At 41.5% G+C, this 21356-nt stretch carries 18 protein-coding genes; 7 read left to right on the forward strand and 11 right to left on the reverse strand.

Features of this window, described 5'->3' with window-relative positions; all coding sequences use genetic code 11:
• Positions 1-304 precede the first annotated feature (304 nt).
• Positions 305-1651 (reverse strand): tRNA (N6-isopentenyl adenosine(37)-C2)-methylthiotransferase MiaB, encoded by a 1347-nt coding sequence (gene miaB / locus F607_RS0108060; protein WP_027707692.1) that lies wholly within the window; start codon positions 1649-1651, stop codon positions 305-307.
• A 322-nt stretch (positions 1652-1973) separates the two neighbouring features.
• Here miaB and F607_RS0108065 point away from each other — a divergent pair, with 322 nt between their 5' ends.
• Together F607_RS0108065 and F607_RS0108070 are read left to right on the forward strand one after the other, a co-directional pair.
• Positions 1974-2303: a DUF1820 family protein gene (locus tag F607_RS0108065; RefSeq protein ID WP_038290597.1), complete on the forward strand. Its 330-nt coding sequence runs from the start codon at positions 1974-1976 to the stop codon at positions 2301-2303.
• Between the two features lie 151 nt (positions 2304-2454).
• A complete protein-coding gene (locus tag F607_RS0108070) occupies positions 2455-2733 on the forward strand; it encodes a hypothetical protein (protein WP_027707694.1) in 279 nt (92 codons plus the stop codon).
• 28 nt (positions 2734-2761) lie between these two features.
• Here F607_RS0108070 and F607_RS28680 read toward each other — a convergent pair whose 3' ends face one another.
• The 7 genes from F607_RS28680 to ettA form a co-directional block, all read right to left on the reverse strand.
• Positions 2762-3373 carry a tetratricopeptide repeat protein gene (locus tag F607_RS28680; protein ID WP_051311117.1) on the reverse strand — a complete coding sequence of 204 codons (612 nt, stop codon included), beginning with the start codon at positions 3371-3373 and terminating at the stop codon, positions 2762-2764.
• Positions 3374-3846: 473 nt separating this feature from the next.
• Positions 3847-4485: a DUF6962 family protein gene (locus F607_RS0108080; protein WP_027707695.1), complete on the reverse strand. Its 639-nt coding sequence runs from the start codon at positions 4483-4485 to the stop codon at positions 3847-3849.
• A gap of 7 nt (positions 4486-4492) precedes the next feature.
• Positions 4493-5776 (reverse strand): glutamate-1-semialdehyde 2,1-aminomutase, encoded by a 1284-nt coding sequence (hemL, locus tag F607_RS0108085; protein ID WP_027707696.1) that lies wholly within the window; start codon positions 5774-5776, stop codon positions 4493-4495.
• Positions 5777-5811: 35 nt separating this feature from the next.
• A complete protein-coding gene (gene thiE / locus F607_RS0108090) occupies positions 5812-6435 on the reverse strand; it encodes a thiamine phosphate synthase (protein ID WP_038290601.1) in 624 nt (207 codons plus the stop codon).
• Positions 6436-6530: 95 nt separating this feature from the next.
• The gene (gene radA, locus F607_RS0108095) at positions 6531-7892 is read right to left on the reverse strand and encodes a DNA repair protein RadA (protein WP_027707698.1); all 1362 of its coding nucleotides are present in this window, start codon (positions 7890-7892) and stop codon (positions 6531-6533) included.
• Positions 7893-8048: 156 nt separating this feature from the next.
• On the reverse strand, positions 8049-8420 hold the full coding sequence (locus F607_RS0108100; RefSeq protein WP_027707699.1) for a PilZ domain-containing protein: 372 nt from the start codon (positions 8418-8420) through the stop codon (positions 8049-8051).
• 156 nt (positions 8421-8576) lie between these two features.
• Positions 8577-10241, reverse strand: coding sequence for an energy-dependent translational throttle protein EttA (gene ettA / locus F607_RS0108105; protein WP_027707700.1), 1665 nt, complete (start codon positions 10239-10241; stop codon positions 8577-8579).
• A gap of 461 nt (positions 10242-10702) precedes the next feature.
• On the opposite strand from ettA, the gene glyA reads away from it, so the two are divergent.
• Complete coding sequence (gene glyA, locus F607_RS0108110) at positions 10703-11962, forward strand: serine hydroxymethyltransferase (protein WP_027707701.1); 1260 nt, start codon at positions 10703-10705, stop codon at positions 11960-11962.
• 60 nt (positions 11963-12022) lie between these two features.
• Here glyA and F607_RS28685 read toward each other — a convergent pair whose 3' ends face one another.
• Positions 12023-12802: an AraC family transcriptional regulator gene (locus tag F607_RS28685; protein ID WP_051311118.1), complete on the reverse strand. Its 780-nt coding sequence runs from the start codon at positions 12800-12802 to the stop codon at positions 12023-12025.
• A gap of 300 nt (positions 12803-13102) precedes the next feature.
• Here F607_RS28685 and F607_RS28690 point away from each other — a divergent pair, with 300 nt between their 5' ends.
• From F607_RS28690 to F607_RS28695, 3 genes are all read left to right on the forward strand, one after another.
• Positions 13103-14287, forward strand: coding sequence for an MFS transporter (locus F607_RS28690; protein ID WP_211233611.1), 1185 nt, complete (start codon positions 13103-13105; stop codon positions 14285-14287).
• 266 nt (positions 14288-14553) lie between these two features.
• Positions 14554-15684: a pyridoxal-phosphate-dependent aminotransferase family protein gene (locus tag F607_RS0108125; RefSeq protein WP_027707702.1), complete on the forward strand. Its 1131-nt coding sequence runs from the start codon at positions 14554-14556 to the stop codon at positions 15682-15684.
• A gap of 206 nt (positions 15685-15890) precedes the next feature.
• The gene (locus F607_RS28695) at positions 15891-16859 is read left to right on the forward strand and encodes a DMT family transporter (RefSeq protein ID WP_038290603.1); all 969 of its coding nucleotides are present in this window, start codon (positions 15891-15893) and stop codon (positions 16857-16859) included.
• 53 nt (positions 16860-16912) lie between these two features.
• Here F607_RS28695 and F607_RS0108135 read toward each other — a convergent pair whose 3' ends face one another.
• Both F607_RS0108135 and F607_RS32655 read right to left on the reverse strand, forming a co-directional pair.
• A complete protein-coding gene (locus tag F607_RS0108135; protein ID WP_027707703.1) occupies positions 16913-17704 on the reverse strand; it encodes a Cof-type HAD-IIB family hydrolase in 792 nt (263 codons plus the stop codon).
• Positions 17705-17953: 249 nt separating this feature from the next.
• Positions 17954-20557: a collagenase gene (locus F607_RS32655; protein WP_027707704.1), complete on the reverse strand. Its 2604-nt coding sequence runs from the start codon at positions 20555-20557 to the stop codon at positions 17954-17956.
• A gap of 642 nt (positions 20558-21199) precedes the next feature.
• Here F607_RS32655 and F607_RS36000 point away from each other — a divergent pair.
• Positions 21200-21356, forward strand: a 157-nt coding sequence (locus F607_RS36000) for a transposase (RefSeq protein WP_169719775.1), incomplete at its 3' end; no start/stop codon positions are given.

Genomic DNA, 21356 nt, shown 5'->3' on the forward strand with positions numbered 1-21356 from the left:
ATTTTTTAGAATATACCTTCTCTATGGGGAAGGAAAGCACCTTTTTTTGTTTAAGTGGCGGATTGAGTTTCATAAAAAAATAGCACTTCGCTCAAGAGGGTCATTACAGTTTAGAGTACCAAAACCCTAAGAATAACTTGAGGCTTGAAAGCACAACTCGCCACTGAGTTAGCTTGTGCACTTTACAGTAATAATGCAGGTTTAAAATAACCAGCACTTGGTAAAGCGTTAATCAACGGTGATTGACATAATCATCCCTGTAAAGTGCACTAACTCGTATATAACAGAGTATTGTTATTGCGAATTAATATAGCTCGTCGTTTATCATATCACCTCGTAGCGAGTTGGGTAATGCTTCTGTAATAACGACTTCGACAAGTTTGCCAATGATTCTTGGATTAGCTGCAGCAAAGTTCACAACACGATTATTTTCTGTTCGCCCTTGCAGCTGACCTGGGTCTTTCTTGGAAAAGCCTGTTACTAGAATGCGCTGCGTTGTGCCAACCATTCTTCGACTTATTTCCTGGGCCTGTTGATTGATTCGCTGCTGCAGTATTTGTAAGCGCTGTTTTTTAACGTCTTCAGGGGTATAGTCAGGCAAGTCAGCAGCAGGTGTACCTGGACGAGGACTATAGATAAAGCTAAATGAGATATCAAAGCCAATGTCCTGGATAAGGTTCATGGTGTTTTCAAAATCTTTATCTGTTTCACCTGGGAAGCCCACAATAAAATCTGAAGAGAAGCAAATATCTGGACGTAACTTGCGAATCTTACGTAACTTAGATTTGTATTCGAGTACGGTATGGCCGCGCTTCATTGCTGCAAGAACACGGTCAGAGCCACTTTGGACAGGCAAGTGCAGATGGCTGACAAGCTCAGGTACATGTGCATAAACATCAATCAAGCTTTCAGTGAACTCAACAGGGTGTGATGTTGTAAAGCGAATCCGAGCAATACCATCAATTGCTGCGATGATGGTAATAAGCTCGGCTAAGTCAGCAGTATCATCATCAGCGTCAGACTTTTTACCACGATAAGCATTAACATTTTGGCCAAGCAAATTAATTTCTCTAACGCCTTGTTCAGCCAAGTGCACGCATTCTGCGATTACATCATCAAAAGGCCGGCTGACTTCTTCACCGCGGGTATAGGGAACAACACAGAAAGTACAATACTTGCTGCAGCCTTCCATCACCGAGACAAATGCTGTCGGGCCATCGACGCTGGGCTCTGGTAAGTGATCAAACTTTTCAATTTCTGGAAAGCTCACATCCACAACGGCTTGCTTACCCGTTTCAGAGGCATCGATCATTTCTGGCAGACGGTGCAGTGTTTGTGGACCGAAAACCATATCGACGTAGGGTGCTCTGTCTCGAATGGCTTGACCTTCCTGACTGGCAACGCACCCTCCAACACCAATAATCAGGTTGGGGTTTTGATCTTTTAGAGCACGCCAACGACCTAGTTGGTGAAAAACTTTTTCCTGAGCTTTTTCCCGAATAGAGCAGGTATTCAGCAGCAATACATCAGCTTCTTCTGGGTTGTCAGTTATTTCAAGCTGATGGCTTTCATTGAGTAAGTCTGCCATGCGCGATGAATCATAATCATTCATCTGACAACCATGGGTTTTAATAAAGAGCTTCTTAGCCATCGAAATCTACCTACACACGTTTTTCACACAGTCAGGGGGGTAAAAATTAGCGCAGCATTATATCGAGGTCTGTAGTGAAAGCCCAGTGCTGTACTGATGTATGGTTTATAGTCCCTGGGTTTTTAGGTAACTGCCTAGTACTCAGCCTGCAATGAATATTAATAGAAGACGGGGTCGAAAAACATTATGAGGTGATGAATATCTAGCAACGGATCAGATAAGAAATGAATAACGTTGGCATTTGCCTTGAACTGCAGCTCTGGTATTCTAGCGCTCTTTTCGCGTACGGCTGCTCAATACTCTTTGGTGAGATGGTATTAACATGGCTAAACCAATTTTTCGAGTGACATTCTTAAATCAAGGCAAGGTTTATGAGGTATATGTCAAGCAAATCTTTCAAAGTGATTTGTATGGCTTTATTGAAATAGAAGAGTTTATTTTTGGTGAAAGAAGTCAGCTCGTAGTTGATCCGGGTGAAGAGAAGCTCAAGTCTGAGTTTGCGGAAGTAAAGCGTAGCTTTATTCCCATTACTTCTGTTATTCGGATTGATGAGGTTGAAAAAGAAGGTGTGGGTAAAATCAGTGAAGTTAAAGGGGATAAGGTGACGCCTTTTCCATTTCCGCCGGGCACACCACCAAAGAAAGACGCATAAGTTTGGCCATTTCCTGCTCCAAATTAAAGTTAAAAAGGCAAAGATGATAGTACATCTCGCACAAGTAAAAGCTTGAACCTCTAATATTGCTGTGCCTTGTCGAGGGCTAGACTGAACATATGGAAGAATGGCCACAGGGAGCATGGCACCGATGTTCGCAAATATACCAGCAGAAGATGGTCTATCTGAGCATCAAGATACTCAAGAGATAGGCATGAACAGTGCAGTGATGCACACTATTAAAGCTAGTGAGGATTGGTCAGACCAGAAGCAGAAGCTTAAAAGCAAGCTAGCCACAGAGATTTATCAAATAGAAGAGCGAATCGAGAACGTTAAGCAGTCTGCAGGGCAGTCAAAAATAGCAATGCTGAAAACACTGCGTGAAATGCTGATTACCCGAAAGCGCTTACTTAACTTGCTTGTAGGTTAAAACAATTTGGCCTGTATTAACCTGATTTTTAAGGACTGGCCTCTTGATGGGTGCTGTGTCCACTGTTCTGTGGCTTAGAATGTAACTCCAGGTGAGATGGCGTTGTTTGCTTAAGCTGCTGAGCAAAATCCTGAAAAATTTTGCTTAAGGTATAAAAGGCTAAGGCTCGCTGGTCCCTGTCCATTAAACTGCCAATTTCATCACTGACATCAATCGCATCTGTATAGCCATTAACCGCCGCCATTTTCATCATAATGTAGGCTTGAGTGTAGTCTTGCTTCATTCCCTCTCCACGGTAGTACATAAAAGCAAGTTGATATTGCGCCTTAGCATGGCCATTGGTTGAGGCTTTTTCAAACCAGAGTTTTGCTTTGTCATAATCTTGAGGAATAACCTGGCCAATAAGGTAAAGCTCACCGAGTAAAAACTGAGCTTGTGGGTCCCCTTGGTTTGCAGCCTCTTCACAGGCTACTACGGCGGCAGCAAGGTTAGGTTCTTCAGGAAGAATATTGCAGCGCTCAGAAGCAGGAATAAGGAGCTCACTCAGGCCATACTGGAATCCATTAATCTCAGTGGCCTGAACTAGTTGTGTGACATGGAATGTTAGTAGAAAGCCAGTCCATAGTAGTAGGAGTCGCATATAACGTGCCTATAGGCAAAATGGGCAAGTTGTAGAATTCAGTTTTTGCTTGTGTGGTGAATATACCCTTGGTGTCAGGTATATTTTACCCTGTTCATTGAAGGCATTTTATCATGAAACGTGTTGAGCCATTTTTTTTAAACAGCTATTGTCATCAGTTGTATAATTTTAGTTAACACTTCTACCTTTTTTACAGTATGTAACTGTACTGCGTTTGTAGTTTACACGTTTACGGTTAACTGCATTTTTGGCTGACAGGGCATTAAGTAAGCAATTAGCCTGATACTCTAATGAAATCACAAGATTGATACAAATTATAAAATGATACTGTGAGCTAGTTGTCAAATTCGCAGATAGAGTGATATAGCGTGCAGCACTTGAAAATCTTTATGTCTTGTACGACTGTTCTTTATATTTATAAGAAATGGCTCCCAGGCAATTTTACACATTAATTTACATTCGCCTTTCACAAATTAAAGTGAGAGTTGGGGAGAGCCTTGCGGTTTTCGGACAAATAGAAAATAGCCTGTACCAAGACTGAGTGATCCAAGTGCTAATAGGTAATGAAATAAGTCTAAGCGTAAAAAGCCAGCAAGATAACCGTGAGTACCAATAACCAGGCCAGCAACAGAAAAACTTGCTGAGCCAACCAAAATATAAATAAAAAAACTTGGCTTTTGACGGATAAACTTAAATCCGACTAATAAAATAACAAGTAAACTCATTATGCCAATGGCAGTATATGTTGTTTCAATTGCTTGGAATCGACGCGCAATTTCAAAACAAATCATCAAAGCAATGATTAGCCTTCCCCACATAGGTTTATGCCAATTGAGAGGCCAGACTAAATGTGCATAGGCACCTGCAATAAGTGGTAGCGCTAAAAAGGTTGCAGCATGGGTAAATAGTCGATGGATATCCGCCCAGATGGGCGAAAATCCATAGTAGAGCGTGCCAAAAAAAGAGGCCAACGACATGAGTATAAAGCCAATTAATGCAGCAGTGGCAGGTAGCTTTTGGTCATTGGCAAAGGTTTTTTGTTGTAGCAATAAAAAAACGGAATAGCTACAACTAAAGCAAAGTATGGCATCAGAAACGGCAAGAGAGGTCATGTGTTCCTCAAGTTAAACTGCTAAAACTGGTCTCAGCAGCTACCAGTGTTTTTTCTATCTCTTCGCTACCATGAGCTTGTGAGATAAATCCAGCTTCATACGCCGAAGGGGCTAGGTAAATGCCTTGCTTCAGCATATTTTGGAAAAACTGATTAAAGTGCTCCAGGTTGCAAGCCATAACTTCATCAAGGCGTGATGGGGCTGTTTTGTCTGTAAAGAATAAGCCAAACATGCCACCTATTTGGCGTGTTGTGAACGGAACGCCTACCTTATTGGCAACAGCTTCCAGCCCTTCGGTCAGCTTTTGGACTTTTGCTGACAGTAGTGTATAAAAACCAGGCTGGCTTATTTTATTGAGTGTTGCCAGTCCGGCAGCCATGGCTACAGGGTTGCCTGATAATGTGCCTGCCTGATAGACAGGCCCTGTTGGAGCAATGGCTTGCATGATGTTGCGCTTTCCGCCAAAGGCGCCTACGGGCATACCACCGCCAATAATTTTGCCCAACGTTGTCAGATCTGGGGTCACATTATAAAGTGCTTGAGCTCCACCTAAAGCAACACGGAAACCAGTCATAACCTCATCAAAAATCAGCAAGCTACCATACTTATCACAAATACGACGTAAGCCTTCCAGAAAACCTGGGGCAGGAGGGATACAGTTCATGTTGCCAGCAACAGGCTCAATAATGATACATGCAATTTGTTCCCCTACCTCAGCAAAGACCGATTCAACTTCACTTAAATCGTTATAGGCTAGCGTTAGCGTTTGTTCTGCTAAAGCCGCAGGAACCCCAGGTGAAGTAGGAACACCTAACGTCAATGCTCCAGAGCCAGCTTTGACAAGCAAGGAGTCAACATGTCCATGATAACAGCCCGCAAATTTAACAACTTTATCACGGCCGGTATAACCTCGGGCTAATCGAATGGCACTCATTGTTGCTTCAGTACCAGAGTTGACCATGCGGACTTGCTCAATACTGGGCATCAAGCTACATACTTTTTCAGCAATAGCAACTTCAAGTGCCGTAGGTGCACCAAAGCTTAATCCCTGTTTTAGTTGCTGCTCAATAGCCGCTATAACATCAGGGTCATTGTGACCTAAAATCATAGGGCCCCATGAACCAATATAATCAATATAGGATTTACCATCCTCATCATATAAATAAGCCCCCTGCGCTTTTTGAAAAAAAACAGGGTTGCCACCAACACTTTTGAATGCTCGAACTGGGGAGTTAACACCACCAGGAATAAACTGTTGTGCTTTATCAAATAATTCAGTTGATCGAGACATAACAAACTCTTTGTAATTAGTGGCTTAGATTTAGCTTAAAATAATGACTTAAAACGAGCTGCCTGAGCAAATACATCTGCTGCTGTAAACAGGTCATGAATGACTGCAACCATGGAAATGCCTTGGGCAATAAGTTGAGAGGCATTATCTATGGTGACACCACCAATGGCTACGCTAGGGGTATCCAGCGTGTGAATATTAGCCAACATGTTAAGTGACGCGGTGGGTGCTTCAGGTTTGGTCTTAGACGTAAAAAAGCGACCAAATGCAACATAATCAGCACTTTGCGAAACAGCTTGCTTTGCCAGTTCCATGGACCCGTGGCAAGTGGCGCCAATTATAGCCTGATTACCAAGGGTATGGCGAGCTTGAGCAATGGCTATATCACTTTGACCAAGATGAACACCATCAGCTCCAATGGTGTGAGCGAGCTTTATATCATCATTAATAATCAAAGGAACATGGTAGTGATGGCACAATTTTTTTAGTGCTAATGCTTGTTGAAGACGTAAGCTTGGGCTTCCTTGCTTGTTACGATATTGAAGCACCTGAGCGCCACCTGCTAATGCAGCATCAACTTTTGCAACGAGCTGGTTTGGCGGCAATAAATGCTCATCAGTGATGGCATATAATCCTTTTAAAATAAATGAGCTTTTCATTCTGTATATAAATGGTTCAAATTGAATTGCAGGTTTCGAAAGCAGCAGGTGATTTTAAAAATACAAGACCCTTGTTTTGGAGAAGGGTTTGCTTGTTAGATAGCCTCTAAGGCTTCAGCAAGTTTACTGATACCTACTACTTCCATGCCATCAATTGCTTTCTTGGGGGCATTGGCTTTTGGCACTATGGCTTTTTTAAAGCCATGTTTGGCTGCTTCATAAATGCGTTCTTGTCCATAAGCTACGGGCCGAATTTCACCTGATAAACCTACTTCTCCAAAGGCAATAATATGTTGGTCAATAATACTGTCTCGTAGGCTAGACACAATTGCTAATATTGAAGCTAAATCGGCACTGGTTTCTGACACTCTGACGCCACCCACGACATTCACAAAGACATCCTGATCACTGGTGAAAATACCGCCATGGCGGGTTAATACGGCAAGTAGCATGGCCAGGCGATTTTGTTCTAAGCCAACAGTGACGCGCCTGGGATTGCCCAGTTGAGACTCAACGACCAGCGCTTGGATTTCCACCAGCAAGGGGCGGGTACCTTCCCAAAGTACATTAATAATACTGCCAGGGGTGGGGTGTTCTGTCCGTGAAAGGAAGATAGCTGAGGGGTTGAGGACTTCGCGAAGTCCTTTTTCGGTCATCGCAAATAAGCCAAGTTCGTTGACTTGGCCAAACCGGTTTTTGGTGGCTCGCATAATACGAAAACGAGAGTCATCAGTATTGCTGAGCATAAGCTGAGTATCAATGATGTGTGATAAGGTCATCGGACCTGCCAAAGAGTTATCTTTGGTGACATGGCCTACAATCAATAAGACAGTATTCGTTTGTTTAGCGAAGCGGGTTAAATGCGCTGCACTTTCTCGAACTTGAGCAACACCACCAGGTGCAGCTTCGACTGTATCCGTATACATCACTTGTATTGAGTCAATGACAATTACACCGGGCTTTTCCTGTTGGGCTATAGCAATGACCTGTTCCACAGAAGTTTCTGCCAGCATTTTAAGCTGACCTGTGGGTAAGCCTAAGCGGTGCGCTCGTGCGGCAATTTGCTGTAAAGATTCCTCACCTGATACATATAAGGCGGGCATGTTTTGCGCGGTATGACAGAGTGTTTGTAATAACAAGGTACTTTTGCCTGCACCAGGGTTACCACCTATTAATACTGCACTGCCGGGTACAAAACCACCTCCCAGTACTCGATCAAACTCACTGATTCCGCTGGAAAATCTTGGTGTGTCACTAATATCAACATCTTCCAGCAAGGTGACACTGGATAGGCTTCCAGCAAAACCAGCACGTTGAGCGGTAGAGGCTTGTCGTGAATTGCCTAAACTAAACTCTTTAAAACTGTTCCAGGCCTTACAGTCAGGGCATTGGCCCTGCCATTTTGCAGATTCACTGCCACATTCACTGCAAACGAAGACTTTTTTTGCTTTAGCCATAAGGGGGTATGTTAGTCATTGCTAGAAAGTCGAAGGATATTTGAGGCTACTATACTGTACTTTTAACCAGTAAAAAAGGCTTTGATTTATAGCTTTAAATATGGGCTATACAACGAATAGGTTATATCTGGTGGGTGTGGAGCAGCTTTGAAAATGCTAAATATCTCGGCTTAAAGCGGATAGTTCTCTTTGTAATAACTGTGAGTCCCCTAGATTTAGCTCTGTTAGTCGTTTGAGTAGTGAAATACTATCAATATCAATTGATATGCACTCAAACCCAGCGTGGTTTTCTTCCTGGTGGGCAAAACGGACTTTCATGGTGATAACTTTCTCATCATCAAGGTGGATAAAGGCCGTGAAGGGTGACTGTGGATCAATCTGCCAGTCTTTTGGAGGAATGACTAATATTCCGCGAAGTGAAATATCATGCAGCTCTACAGGCCAGGTTTTGTCGCCTTGGCGAAGCTCGGTACGCGCATCAAAGCTAATTCGCGTAAATTTGCGGCGTTCTGTAGTGGCTGTGCTCATACGTTTCGCTTATATGTTAAATAAAAGATTACTTGCTTCTTAACAGCGAATGGTGCGGTATTTAAACCTTTAGTGTGTATGAGTAACTATAGTGGGTTTTAAAGGGTAAGCAAGAACTGCCTACCCCTTAAAAAAGGCCAAAAAACGCTTCGTTTATTAAGCTAGTTTTTTGTATTTAATACGATGAGGTTGATCAGCAGCGACACCCAGGCGCGCTTTACGATCAGCTTCGTATTCGCTGTAGTTGCCTTCAAAAAAGACGACTTGGCTGTCACCTTCATAAGCCATAATATGTGTGGCAATACGATCCAGGAACCAACGGTCGTGAGAAATCACCATGGCACAACCTGGGAAGGCAAGTAAAGCTTCCTCTAGTGCACGCAATGTTTCAACATCCAGGTCGTTACTAGGTTCGTCCAGCAATAGAACGTTAGCACCTTGCTTAAGCAGCTTGGCTAAATGCAAGCGATTTCGTTCACCACCTGATAAGTCCTTGACGAACTTTTGTTGGTCGCTGCCTTTGAAGTTAAATCGACCAATGTAGGCACGTGAAGGAATTTCATAGTTGCCAATGCGGAGGATATCCTGACCATCAGAGATTTCTTCCCATACTGTTTTACTACCGTCCAGGCTATCTCTGCTTTGATCAACATAAGCCAGTTCTACGGTGTCACCAATGCGAATAGTACCGCTATCTGGTTGTTCTTTGCCGGCAATCATCTTAAATAGGGTAGATTTACCTGCACCATTACCACCAATGATGCCTACGATGCTGCCTTTGGGTACATTGAAGCTTAAATCTTCAATCAGCATTTCATGATTAAAGCCTTTGTTGACATGGTTAAACTCAATAACCAAGTCACCTAGACGTGGACCAGGTGGAATGTAGATTTCGTTGGTTTCATTCCGCTTTTGTACGTCTTGCGAACTTAACTCTTCAAAACGGGCAAGACGTGCTTTGCTTTTTGCTTGGCGGCCTTTAGCGTTAGAGCGGACCCACTCCAGTTCGTGCTTAATGGTTTTTTCGCGGGCTTGCTGCTGTTTTTCTTCAATCGCTAAGCGCTTTTCTTTATTTTCGAGCCAGGCGGTGTAGTTACCTTCAAACGGAATACCATGTCCGCGGTCGAGTTCAAGTATCCAGCCTGCGGCATTATCCAGGAAGTAGCGATCGTGGGTAACAGCAACGACAGTACCGTTATAGTCATGGAGGAAGCGCTCAAGCCAGGCCACACTTTCTGCGTCCAGGTGGTTGGTCGGCTCGTCAAGCAACAACATATCTGGGCTTGAGAGCAATAGGCGACACAGTGCTACACGACGTTTTTCACCTCCTGACAGGTGCTCAACTTTGGCATCCCAGGGCGGAAGACGCAGGGCATCAGCAGCCACTTCAAGTTTTCTTTCTAAGTTGTGGGCGTCAGAAGCCTGAATAATATTTTCAAGCTTGCCTTGTTCTGCAGCTAATGCGTCAAAGTCTGCATCAGGCTCTGCATAGGCCGCGTATACTTCATCCAGGCGCTTCAAAGCATCTTTAATCTCTTGAACGCTTTCTTCAACAATGTCGCGAACTGTTTTTTGGTTGTCCAGTATCGGCTCTTGTGGAAGATAACCTACATTGATACCTGGCTGAGGCCGTGCCTCACCATCAATTTCTTTATCAACGCCAGCCATGATGCGCAGTAAGCTTGATTTACCTGCACCATTGAGACCTAAAACACCGATTTTGGCACCGGGGAAGAAAGATAGAGAGATATCTTTAAGGATTTCTCGCTTGGGTGGCACCACTTTGCTCACCCGATTCATGGTATAGACGTACTGAGCCATATCCTCTACATGTGATTCTGTTGGAAGTGAATGAAAATTGCCGTCAAATTACCGGAAGCCTGTTATGAAGGCAAACGATTCGCTGTGTAATTCATAAAAAAGTCATAACGATATCCTGTGTTTAAGGGAGGAAATGTTATGAGGAGAGGATTTTACCTTACTGATAGCGACAGAGTGACGACAACATGAATAAATTATTTGCTGACCTGAAACGTAATAATAACGTCTACCTTACATAAGGCGCTATGCTGTGCATAGCACAATAAGTAACTTATGTTTCGTTATGAAGCAAATCACTGTTTATAATGTCGTTTATTCAAGTGCGCTGTGATTGCCCTTAGGGTACAATCAGCCTGCTTATACAACTTGAGTCAGTTGTCAATTTATGTTTCATGAGTCCTGTGAATTATGTGGCTCATGAAGTGTATGCCTGAGCCAGTTAGGATTGAAAGAGGACCTGCATGTTTACCTCCAATATGACCATTGCTGCCTATGACCCTGAGTTGCAATCTGCAATTGAAAATGAAGCTCAGCGTCAGGAAGAACATATCGAACTTATAGCCTCAGAAAACTATGCTAGCCCACGAGTTATGGAAGCCCAGGGCTCTGTGTTAACTAACAAGTATGCAGAGGGCTATCCTGGTAAGCGTTACTATGGTGGCTGTGAGTTCGTTGATGACGTTGAACGTATTGCTCAGGAGCGTGCCAAGCAGTTGTTTGGAGCTAGCTACGCTAATGTTCAGCCTCATTCAGGCTCACAGGCAAATGCAGCCGTTTACATGGCACTGGTTAAACCTGGTGATACTATTCTTGGTATGAGCTTAGCCCATGGTGGACACTTGACCCATGGTGCGAAAGTAAGCTTCTCTGGTCGTATTTATCACGCAGTTCAATATGGAATAAACCCTGAGAGCGGTGAGGTGGATTATGATGAAGTTGAAGCACTGGCCTTAGAGCATAAGCCTAAAATGATTGTGGCTGGCTTTTCCGCTTATTCCAGAGTCATGGATTGGCAGCGTTTTAGAGCAATTGCCGATAAAGTAGGTGCATATCTCCTGGTAGATATGGCCCATGTGGCGGGTTTAATTGCTGCGGATGTTTATCCTAGCCCACTTCCTCATGCTCATGTTGTTACCACTACTACACATAAAACACTGGGCGGTCCTCGTGGTGGTTTGATTTTGTCTAGCCAGGCTGATGAAGAGCTCCAAAAGAAACTCAACTTTGCTGTCTTTCCTGAGAGTCAGGGTGGGCCTTTGATGCACGTTATTGCTGCTAAAGCAATTTGTTTTAAAGAGGCAATGGAACCTGAGTTTAAAGCATATCAACAGCAAGTGGTTAAAAATGCACAAGCTATGTGTAGTGTATTCCAAGCACGAGGTATCAAAATTGTTTCGAAAGGAACCGATGATCACCTGTTTTTAATGGACTTAATTGGTAAGGAATACACTGGTAAAGATGCGGATGAAGCTTTAGGACGCGCTAACATTACAGTCAATAAAAATGCAGTGCCGAATGATCCACGCTCACCGTTTGTCACAAGCGGGTTGCGAATTGGTACTCCTGCAATTACCCGTCGTGGCTTTCAGGAAGCTGAGAGTAAAGAGTTAGCGGGTTGGATTTGCGATGTATTAGAAAATATTAATGATGAGCAAGTTATCGCGAGTGTACGAGAAAAAGTAAAAGCTATTTGTGCTCGCTTTCCTGTGTATGGAAAATAATGAGCGAGTAACGAGCGTTACCCGTTCAATAAAAAAAGACCCAGTTTTTGCTGGGTTTTTTTATGGTGTTTCAGCTGTGGGAGAATAAGTTCGTTGTAAATATTTTGAAGGACTTTCACCCAGCTGGCGTTTAAACATGGTAGAAAAAGCAGATGAAGACTCGTAACCTAAGCTTAATGCAACATCTGTGATTGACTTTCCTAGGTCAAGTAATTCTAACCCATGCAAAATAACCAGCCGCTGTCGCCATTGGTTAAACCCCATACCTGTGTGTTGTTGAAATAAGCGACGTAAAGTACGAGCTGATGCGCCTACTTTATCTTCCCAATATTCAAGTGGCATCTTGTGAGTTGGATCTGCAAGTAACTCATTTATAATGGGCTGTAGTCGGCGCTCAGACGGTAGCGGGATATCATAGGGAATAATCGCTGAAACGCTTAGCTGGTCCACTAAAACCTGCCAGATACGCTCTAAAAATAAGTCTGGGGATTGTGAACTAGGAAAGTTCATTACATGGAGTATAAGTTCTTTCACTAAAGGAGATATTTCAATAACACATGTTGGCTTGTCAATTTGCTGAGTCCAGATTAAATCTACATAAATACTTCGATACTGTGCAGCGGTTAGCGTAGTAACCTGGTGATCGACATGAGGAGGAATCCAGACTGCTCTATTTGGCGGTGAAATAAAGCGTCCTTCTGAGGTATCAACCTGTAGCACACCCCTAACAGCATATTGAAGTTGTCCCCATTCATGCTGATGGCGTGGACCCTGTTTGCCCATGGGAATGTCTTTCGTGCGGGGCATAATTCGTTGTAACAACTGCTGGGGTATGCTCATGGAAACTGTCCATTTTGCAAAGGTGGTTGGCCATTTGTGAAACGTTCTCAGAGCTAAAATCACGTATCATGTAATGTACGTGTGTTGCTCAGTACTCTCAATGTCTTTTTTGACAATCTAATCATAAACGTACTGATACCCCTTAACAGCATGGCTCAAGAGATGCTTGGTCTGCACATACTCGTAATCAATAGTTTCGAAAGTGCTTATTATTAATGGGGTAAGCCATATAAAAAATAGTACTTTAGTATATGCATGATGTGTCTTTTATAAAAGTGACCTTAATGAGCAGGTAAGTGAATGAAGTTAGTAAAACTACATAATCAGCCGTATTTATTTCTTGTATTATTAGCTGTTGCAATGCCATTTACATTTTCTGTATGGAATGTACAGCTAAATAATGCAGTTGTAGAGCTTGCCAACTTTACGGGTAAGGAAATTGGAATACTGCAAAGTATTCGAGAGATACCAGGGTTATTAGCAATATCAGCAATTTTATTTTTGCTTTTTATTTTAGAGCAGCGCTTTGCTGTTTTAGCGCTCGTGTTATTGAGTGCTGGGGTGGCATTAACAGGGCAGTTTACGAGTGTTTTGGGATTTTATCTCACTACGCTATTAATGAGTTTTGGGTTTCATTATTTAGAAACCACGAGAGACTCGTTAGCACTTCAATGGTTACCTAAAAAGACTGCACCTGCTCAGTTAGGTAAGTTGTTAGCAGTAGCATCATATAGTTCCTTAGGGGCTTATGGAATGGTTTGGTTGCTCCAACAACTATCATTAAGCTATGAATTGATTTATCTGGTGGCAGGTGCTATTGGGTTATGCCTGGCGGGTTATCTTTGGTTGAAGTTCCCTGTTTTTCAACAGTCTGCACAACAGCATAAAAAATTAATTTTTAGAAGAAAGTATTGGCTTTTTTACTTATTAACATTTATGAGTGGGGCAAGACGGCAAATTTTTGTGGTGTTTGCTGCATTTATGATGGTTGAGAAATTTCACTATAGCGTAAGTGATATTACATTATTATTTATAATTAATCACCTGGTCAGTATTTGGCTAGCACCTAAAATAGGTAAAATGGTTCAGCACTTTGGAGAGCGTTTTACACTTTCTTTAGAGTATATTGGATTAATCATCGTTTTTACCGGCTACGCATGGGTAGAATCCAGTGAAATAGCTGCTATGTTATACGTGGTTGATCATATCTTTTTTGCCATGGCCATTGCTTTAAAAACGTACATGCAGAAAGTAGTCGATGAACAGGATATTGCAGCAACGGCAGCCATGAACTTTACGATTAATCATATTGCTGCAGTCTTTTTACCTGTCATTTTAGGTATAGTCTGGTTAACATCGCCTGAGTGGGTATTTTATATTGGCTCAGTATTGGCGTTACTATCATTTATGCTTGTTCAGCTGATTCCTTACACTCTACGACAAGTTACACCGATGGCTCAGCAGGTTGTCAATGTAGAAGGTTGATTTCTCATAAGATGGATACTGGTTAAAAGGCTAGTTGAGCAGCCTTTTAACTTCGTTTTCTTGACGAAATAGAAGTGAGTATTTCACTGAAACCTTTTATTATGCGAGAATTAATAATATACCCAATACGAATGGTTTTTTGGTGCTGCCATCGAGTGACTAAGCCCCATGAGCCTATATTAATAGGTGATTAGGGTGAGGAGAGAAGATAACAAAACCTAGAAATCATTCGTGAAGGGTATAAAAATAATACACTGGAGTGTGACATGTTAAAGGATTCATTTTATCCTCCGCAGCGAACTTTGATGGGACCTGGTCCTTCAGATATTCATCCTCGGGTTTTACAAGCACTAAGCCGTCCTACTATTGGTCACCTTGATCCCTGCTTTATTGGTATGATGGATGAAGTTAAACAGTTACTGAAATATGCTTTTGTTACTGAAAATGAAGTGACACTTGCAGTATCCGCACCGGGTTCGGCAGGTATGGAGGCTTGCTTTGTCAACTTGATTGAGCCTGGTGAAAAGGTCATTGTATGTATTAATGGAGTGTTTGGTCAGAGAATGGCTGAAAATGTAATACGTTGTGGTGGCCAATTAATTAAAGTTGAGGATGAGTGGTGTCAGCCAGTCTCTTTAGAAAAACTGCAAGCAACATTAGAACAGCATCCTGATACGACAGCTGTTGCCTGTGTTCATGCTGAAACCTCAACAGGTGTAAAGTCTGATATAGAAGCTATTTGCCAAATAGCCAAACAGCATGATTGTTTAACAATTGTTGATACTGTAACGTCATTAGGTGGTATTCCACTCTATGTGGATCGATGGGATATTGATGCGGTTTATTCCGGGTCACAAAAATGCTTATCTTGTGTACCTGGACTTTCTCCTGTTAGCTTTAGCTCTAACGCTGTCGATAAAATTAAGTCTCGTAAAACAAAAGTGCAAAGCTGGTTTCTCGATCAAACATTGGTGATGGAATATTGGGGCAATAAAGCGGCGAGAACTTACCATCATACGGCACCTGTGAACGCGCTTTATGCTTTACATGAAGCCTTGTTGATGCTGAAAAAAGAGGGTTTGGAGCAAGCCTGGCAAAGACATGCAATGATGCATAACCGTCTTTATCAGGGGTTAACAGATTTAGGTATTAAGTTTTTAGTTGATGAGCAGCATCGACTACCACAGCTTAACTTAATTGCTATTCCAGAAGGCATTGATGATGCGGCCTTTCGTAACCACTTATTGCGACACTATAACTTGGAAGTAGGTGCTGCAATTGGAGGCTTGGCAGGCAAAGCATGGCGGATTGGTTTGATGGGCTATGCTGCCAAGGCTGAAAATGTTGCTTTATGCCTAAAAGCATTTGAAGAGACATTAAACATGATGCGGCAGTGATAAATGATAACCCCATCTTTTGTGGCGTCATCAAATGATGGGGTAAAGAGCAAAGCCTGGCGAAGGCAACAAACCCTAAAATTGATTCGCGAAGGGTATATGCTACTATAGCGCTCCTTTTGGCTTACTCTGAGAATCCTTGAGGCTAAGTAAAGCACTCAGCATCGCTCAGGGGATGGTATGGCCTAAATGTGGAGGGCTAGGGGTTGTTAGTTCAGGTCAAAAATAAAAGTGCATTGGGTGCCTTGCTGGTTTGTGTGGCGGCTGCAATGTGGGGTTTTGATGGCGTCGTGCTAACACCAAGACTTTGGGAGTTAGATGTTAGTTACGTTGTATTTATGGTCCATGCGTTGCCTTTTTTGGGGATGCAGTTCTTTTTATACCGACATTATAAATACCTTAAAAAGCTTTCTTGGGTAGATATTGTTTTTTTTATATTAATTGCAATATTTGGTGGAGCGTTAGGTACTCTTGCTATTGTCAAAGCACTTTTTCTTGTTAATTTTAATAATTTAACGGTTGTTGCTTTACTACAAAAAACACAACCTATTTTTGCAATTATTCTAGCAAGGTTTATTTTAAAGGAACCGTTTAGCCGTCATTTTTTTCGTTGGGCGTTATTAGCCATTGTTGGAAGTTATTTGTTAACATTTGAGCTTAACTTGCCAGATACATCAAATAAGGATCTTTTGTTTGAAGCGGCTTGTTATGCTTTATTTGCGGCATTTTCATTTGGTAGTGCTACAGTTTTTGGTAAGCGAGTTTTGAATAAAGTACCTTTTCAAACAGCACTGTTTTTTCGCTATGGTTTTACGACGTTAGTGATGCTGATAATAGTATTATCATTGGGAACTTATCAGCAACTCGAAGTCACAACTAATACGCATTGGCTCTTTTTAATCATTATAGGCTTAACAACAGGTAGTGGCGCTATTTTACTATATTATTATGGGTTACGTTATATTCCAGCAAATGTATCAACGATTTGTGAACTATGCTTTCCACTATTTACAGTGATTTTTGACTATATATTTAATGGAAATATTCTGTCGCCTATTCAATGTTTTAGTGCTTTGTTAATGCTATTTGCTATATATAGAATTAGCCGAGTTCAGGCTTATGAGCAGGTGAAAAAAGATAACTCTCTGCCGCTTCAATCTAAGCTGACTACATAATGTTAGCGCAGAGAGTAAAGATATAAATATGCAGTTTTGGATATAAAGTGCGCTTAAACAGGAAATATTTCCTCAAGCTTTTGAGCTACACCGTGTTCATCACTGCTTAAGGTGTTTTCATAGCGGGCTAATGATTGACGAAGACGGTCGTGTGCATTAGCCATGACCACTGGCATTCCGACTTGTGACAGCATTTCATAATCGTTCATACCATCACCAAATGCTACCGTTTGCTCAAGGGTGAAGCCTTTTATTTTCAGTACTTGTTGCAGTGCTTGTCCTTTATTAACCTCTTTGGCCATAACCTCTAGACAATCTGGAAGGCTAAACGCAGCATTCACTGAATCACCAAACAGATGATTAATCTTATTTTCTAGTGCTAAAAGTGTTTCATGTTTACCGACAAAAAATACTTTAGCGACATTGTTATGATCAGTTGTAAATAAATTCGTTATCGAATAATTAAAACCTGAGCTTTTATTAAACTCAAGCAGTGCTTGGTTTGGCTTTGATATTAGCCACTGATCTTCTTTATAAATATTAAGTTGAGTATCTTTAGGCGCCATTTCCAATAAAGGTTGGACAATATGCTCTGGGATGTCTTGTCTAAAAATGGTTTGGCCTTGCTTATTATGGATTCGCGCACCATTGCTAGTGATGAGAAAAAGATCCAAGCCCAGGTTATTAGCAATATGTTTAACGTCTTGATAATGACGACCTGTGGCAATAATGAAGCGAATCCCTTGTTTGACAATGCGATGTACAGTGCTGATGGTTTGTTGACTAAGGGCGTGGTTTGAGTCAAGCAAAGTGCCATCTAGGTCTGAAACGACAACCTTATACATAAATTACCCCTATTCATTGAGGTGCAAATATTAGCATACGATAGTAATAATTGTCTAAATAAGGAATTATGCATAAATGTAGCTAATCTATAAAATTGGTAAGCTTATTAGTGAAAATGCTTAGTACTAAAGAACCTAGTATTAAAATAGCTAGTATTGAGGTACCTAGTATTAAGGCTGCTTTATCTGGCCTATAAAAAAAGCCCCTTTCTAGGGGCTTTTACAGTAGTGGTGTCGCTTTTTTTATAATTAAAAGGATAGTGGCGGACGAGCCGTACTCGCCTGGTCAATAACAGTAGGCATATGATTATGCTCTGTATGTGGTCGTGAACCTGACTCTGTAGGCACTTGATCGCCAATTGCGTAAGGGTTTGCTTGTTTCCAGTTACTAATTAACTGACCTAACCACTGTTGGTACTCACTCGCATAGTTACTTGCTAAGGTTTGTATATGACTGTTATAGGCTTCAAGCTGATTACTTCTTAGGTATTCAGCTAGCTTTAAGTGTTCTGCAGAATGTCTTTCTTGCAAGAATCTGTGCAGAGTATAAGACCAGTGGTAAACCATGGAGGTACCAGATGAGTAGTCCATGTTAACAATTTGTTGTAGTGAAGGACGCGCAGAAGGGCTGACACTACTTACATCATTCATCCCACGTGGGAAATCATCACTCCATGCGATAAACTCGGCTAAACCTTCAGTCCACCATGTAGTTTTGTTTAGTGGGTAGTAAGCAAAGCGTCCATATAAGTCGAATCGACCATCGAGGTAGTGTACATACTCATGGTTTAGATTCCATATATCCCACTTTTTGCCATTAGGGCGCTCATAGACGAACAGACGAGCTTGGTTATTAGCTTGATTTGGTTCACCTTCGATATAAATACCGCCGTTGTTGGTCGCTATTTTATAAAGTAATGCACCAAACTTTTTATACTCTGATGACTCGTCAAAAATCACAAGTTCTAAATCAGTATTATTATCTTCATCAACAGGTTTCCAGTTCGTTGCCATGAGTGAATGGAACTCATATTCTTGGCGTTTTAGTCTTTGACAGACTTCATTGACTTGACTGGTGTCTAGCTGTTGATAGCGCAAAGTAAGTGAGCTGCTACACTGGTGGGTGTACGGTAATACTTCACTTATTTTGTATTGATAGCAGAAATTAGCAAACTCAGTAGAGCAGCTATTTTCTGGATTGCTTTTACGTGTTTTGGTCACGTAGTAACTGTAAAAGTTTGCTTTTAATTCTTTTTGATCACTATAGTCATTATGATCTTTAATTAGGCTGATTGCGGCATTATCTAAGCGCTTATTCCAGCTACTTTCATTATCGATAAATAAATTACCTAATGCTTCAATGGCATTCATTAGGATGAATGGATCTTTGCGTCCATAACGGTCAGACCAAATGCCCAAAGCTGAACGCTTGCCTAATTCAGCGATACTTTCAGGAAGGTTGGTTGCCAGTAAAGCAGATTTTAATGCACTACCCGTTTTGCTTGGTTGCGCAACCTGGAATCCTAAAATATCGATAGTCGTGGTGAGCTCAAAGATTGCAGAGCTGTAGCCCGCTGTACCATTGACTGAGTCAGCATTGCTAACTAAATGATCAACCAGTTGATTGAGTATGTCGACATGCTTTGCAAAAAATGAGTCCGTTTCAGGTATACGAATATAGCCATTAAGCGCAACAACATAGCCTTCCAATGCTGCAGCTGCATCAGGTTTTACTGTGTAGAAATCACTCATTTGAGTCACTTTCATCAGTGCTTGATCCGCTATTTTAGCTACTGATGGCTTAATATTTTTGACTTCTCTAGAGTAATTCCAACCTCTTAAATAGGTGAAGAGCTGTTGCAGGTCTTTATCTGTAATATCATTCTGGTCTGCAAGAAACGCTAACGCCTGGAAAATCTCGCTTAACCCATCAGTTGATACATGGTTAAAGTCATCGTTATAGAATAAGCGTGTATCACTCGTATTCAGTACACGTAGTACTAGAGCGGGAAAGTCATTTTTACTTGTCCATGATGAAGGATAAACTGATTGTGTTGGATTTGTTGTTTTAGGTTTTTCAGGATTAGTCGGTTTTGTTGGTTTATTTGTTGTTGGTGTTTTTGGTTTTGTAGGTGTAGTGGGTTTCGATGTTGTTTTTGGTTTAGTGGGCGTGGTCGGCTTGTTTGTTGTGGTGTTGCCAGTAAACAGTAAATGAACTTGAGAAACATTAGAGTCTGCTTGGCCATCATTTACCCGGAAACTAAAGATATCCTTAGCAACGTTTTGATTAGAAAAATAAGTAAAATCACCTGACTGGGGGTCAAGTCGTAGTTGTCCATATTTAGGCCAGGAAACAACGCTATAAGTCAGCTTATCTTTATCATCATCTTCACCCCAAGTGTGGCTTTTTAAGAGCTGTCCAGCAGTAACATAGTTGCTTTGACCGAGGGTTTTGGGTGGGGTGTTGTTTTTTGAGACAGTTTTTGATGGTTCAATGATTAGCTGAACAACAGATATATTAGAGTATTGTTTGCCATCGGATACACGAAACTTAAACTCATCGTACTTTGCGCTAGGTGAGGTTACTGTATAAGTAAAGGTGCCTTTATAATTATTAAATTGAAGCTTACCATGGGCGGTAGTTGTCACTAACTCATAATAAAGCTTTTGTCCTTCTGGATCGTTGCCCCACACCCATGCATTAAGCATTTCACCAGCTTTAACCTGGTTGCTTTGGCTCATGGTGATTGGTGCTTGATTAGCAAGTGCTGCATTGCTGAAGCTGGCACATGCAAAGGCACTAAGACATAAGGATATTGATAGACCAAGCGATTTCTTGCGGAAAACTGCCATTTTCTTAACCCTGAGTAATAATTATGTGTTTAGCGTGGCGAATTATGAATTGTTTAAAATGAATCGTGTTGAATTGGTTCACAGTTTAAACGTGCGTTTGTCGGTTTGTTGTGCAGGGCAATTAGTCAGGATAATTGTGATGAAGTTTTCTGAACTAGGGTGCAGTAAATGGTGGTGGGGTTAAGATTGCTTTGTCTTCACAAAAAGTATTGTGAAAAGGTGATGCATTCAGCGTTCATGTATTGAAGTGCTTCGTTGGTCTATAGGTACTAAAAAGCTAGAATAACCTGCCTTTACCCTAGAAATAGCAGGTTGTGATATAGGATGAACTGGTTAGTTAGAAATGTATTAATGTTGGAAGCAACTGAAATCAGTCTATTAAAGATATCAGGTATAGCAACCTTAATGTTAATAGCAACTCAAATAAGCATCAGTATATTTGGCTTAATTATTTAATAAAGAAGCACACTTAAATCAATTGTTTATCTAACTGTTAACCTCCTTCTCGATCTTTCTCTGTTTGTTGAAAGCGTTAATACTTTCGTTTGGCTCTATATGGATTCCTAGGGGGTAGCATATAATACAACCAAAGATGTATTATGCACGTCTATTTGGGTAAATTAAGTCAGTAATAAGCAAAGAATGATCAATATCAAACAACTGGTAAATGATGAGCAATGCTACCAGTTTATTCGTCAGAGACGTTGGCCTGATGGCGTCAGCTGCCCTCACTGCCAGTCTCAACAAGTAGAAGGCAATGGTAATCATCAAAAGCAAATTGCCCGAAAACGTTATCGCT

The sequence above is a fragment of the Zooshikella ganghwensis DSM 15267 genome (assembly GCF_000428585.1).
Taxonomy (GTDB): Bacteria; Pseudomonadota; Gammaproteobacteria; order Pseudomonadales; family Zooshikellaceae; genus Zooshikella; species Zooshikella ganghwensis.

Coding starts and splice junctions, on each gene's coding strand:
- F607_RS0108100 (WP_027707699.1), bottom strand. CDS start 8,420: ATGAGCACAGCCACTACAGAACGCCGCAAATTTACGCGAATTAGCTTT.
- glyA (WP_027707701.1), top strand. CDS start 10,703: ATGTTTACCTCCAATATGACCATTGCTGCCTATGACCCTGAGTTGCAA.
- F607_RS28685 (WP_051311118.1), bottom strand. CDS start 12,802: ATGAGCATACCCCAGCAGTTGTTACAACGAATTATGCCCCGCACGAAA.
- F607_RS0108125 (WP_027707702.1), top strand. CDS start 14,554: ATGTTAAAGGATTCATTTTATCCTCCGCAGCGAACTTTGATGGGACCT.
- thiE (WP_038290601.1), bottom strand. CDS start 6,435: ATGAAAAGCTCATTTATTTTAAAAGGATTATATGCCATCACTGATGAG.
- F607_RS0108080 (WP_027707695.1), bottom strand. CDS start 4,485: ATGACCTCTCTTGCCGTTTCTGATGCCATACTTTGCTTTAGTTGTAGC.
- F607_RS0108065 (WP_038290597.1), top strand. CDS start 1,974: ATGGCTAAACCAATTTTTCGAGTGACATTCTTAAATCAAGGCAAGGTT.
- F607_RS28690 (WP_211233611.1), top strand. CDS start 13,103: ATGAAGTTAGTAAAACTACATAATCAGCCGTATTTATTTCTTGTATTA.
- radA (WP_027707698.1), bottom strand. CDS start 7,892: ATGGCTAAAGCAAAAAAAGTCTTCGTTTGCAGTGAATGTGGCAGTGAA.
- hemL (WP_027707696.1), bottom strand. CDS start 5,776: ATGTCTCGATCAACTGAATTATTTGATAAAGCACAACAGTTTATTCCT.
- F607_RS0108070 (WP_027707694.1), top strand. CDS start 2,455: ATGTTCGCAAATATACCAGCAGAAGATGGTCTATCTGAGCATCAAGAT.
- F607_RS28680 (WP_051311117.1), bottom strand. CDS start 3,373: ATGCGACTCCTACTACTATGGACTGGCTTTCTACTAACATTCCATGTC.
- miaB (WP_027707692.1), bottom strand. CDS start 1,651: ATGGCTAAGAAGCTCTTTATTAAAACCCATGGTTGTCAGATGAATGAT.
- F607_RS0108135 (WP_027707703.1), bottom strand. CDS start 17,704: ATGTATAAGGTTGTCGTTTCAGACCTAGATGGCACTTTGCTTGACTCA.
- ettA (WP_027707700.1), bottom strand. CDS start 10,241: ATGGCTCAGTACGTCTATACCATGAATCGGGTGAGCAAAGTGGTGCCA.
- F607_RS32655 (WP_027707704.1), bottom strand. CDS start 20,557: ATGGCAGTTTTCCGCAAGAAATCGCTTGGTCTATCAATATCCTTATGT.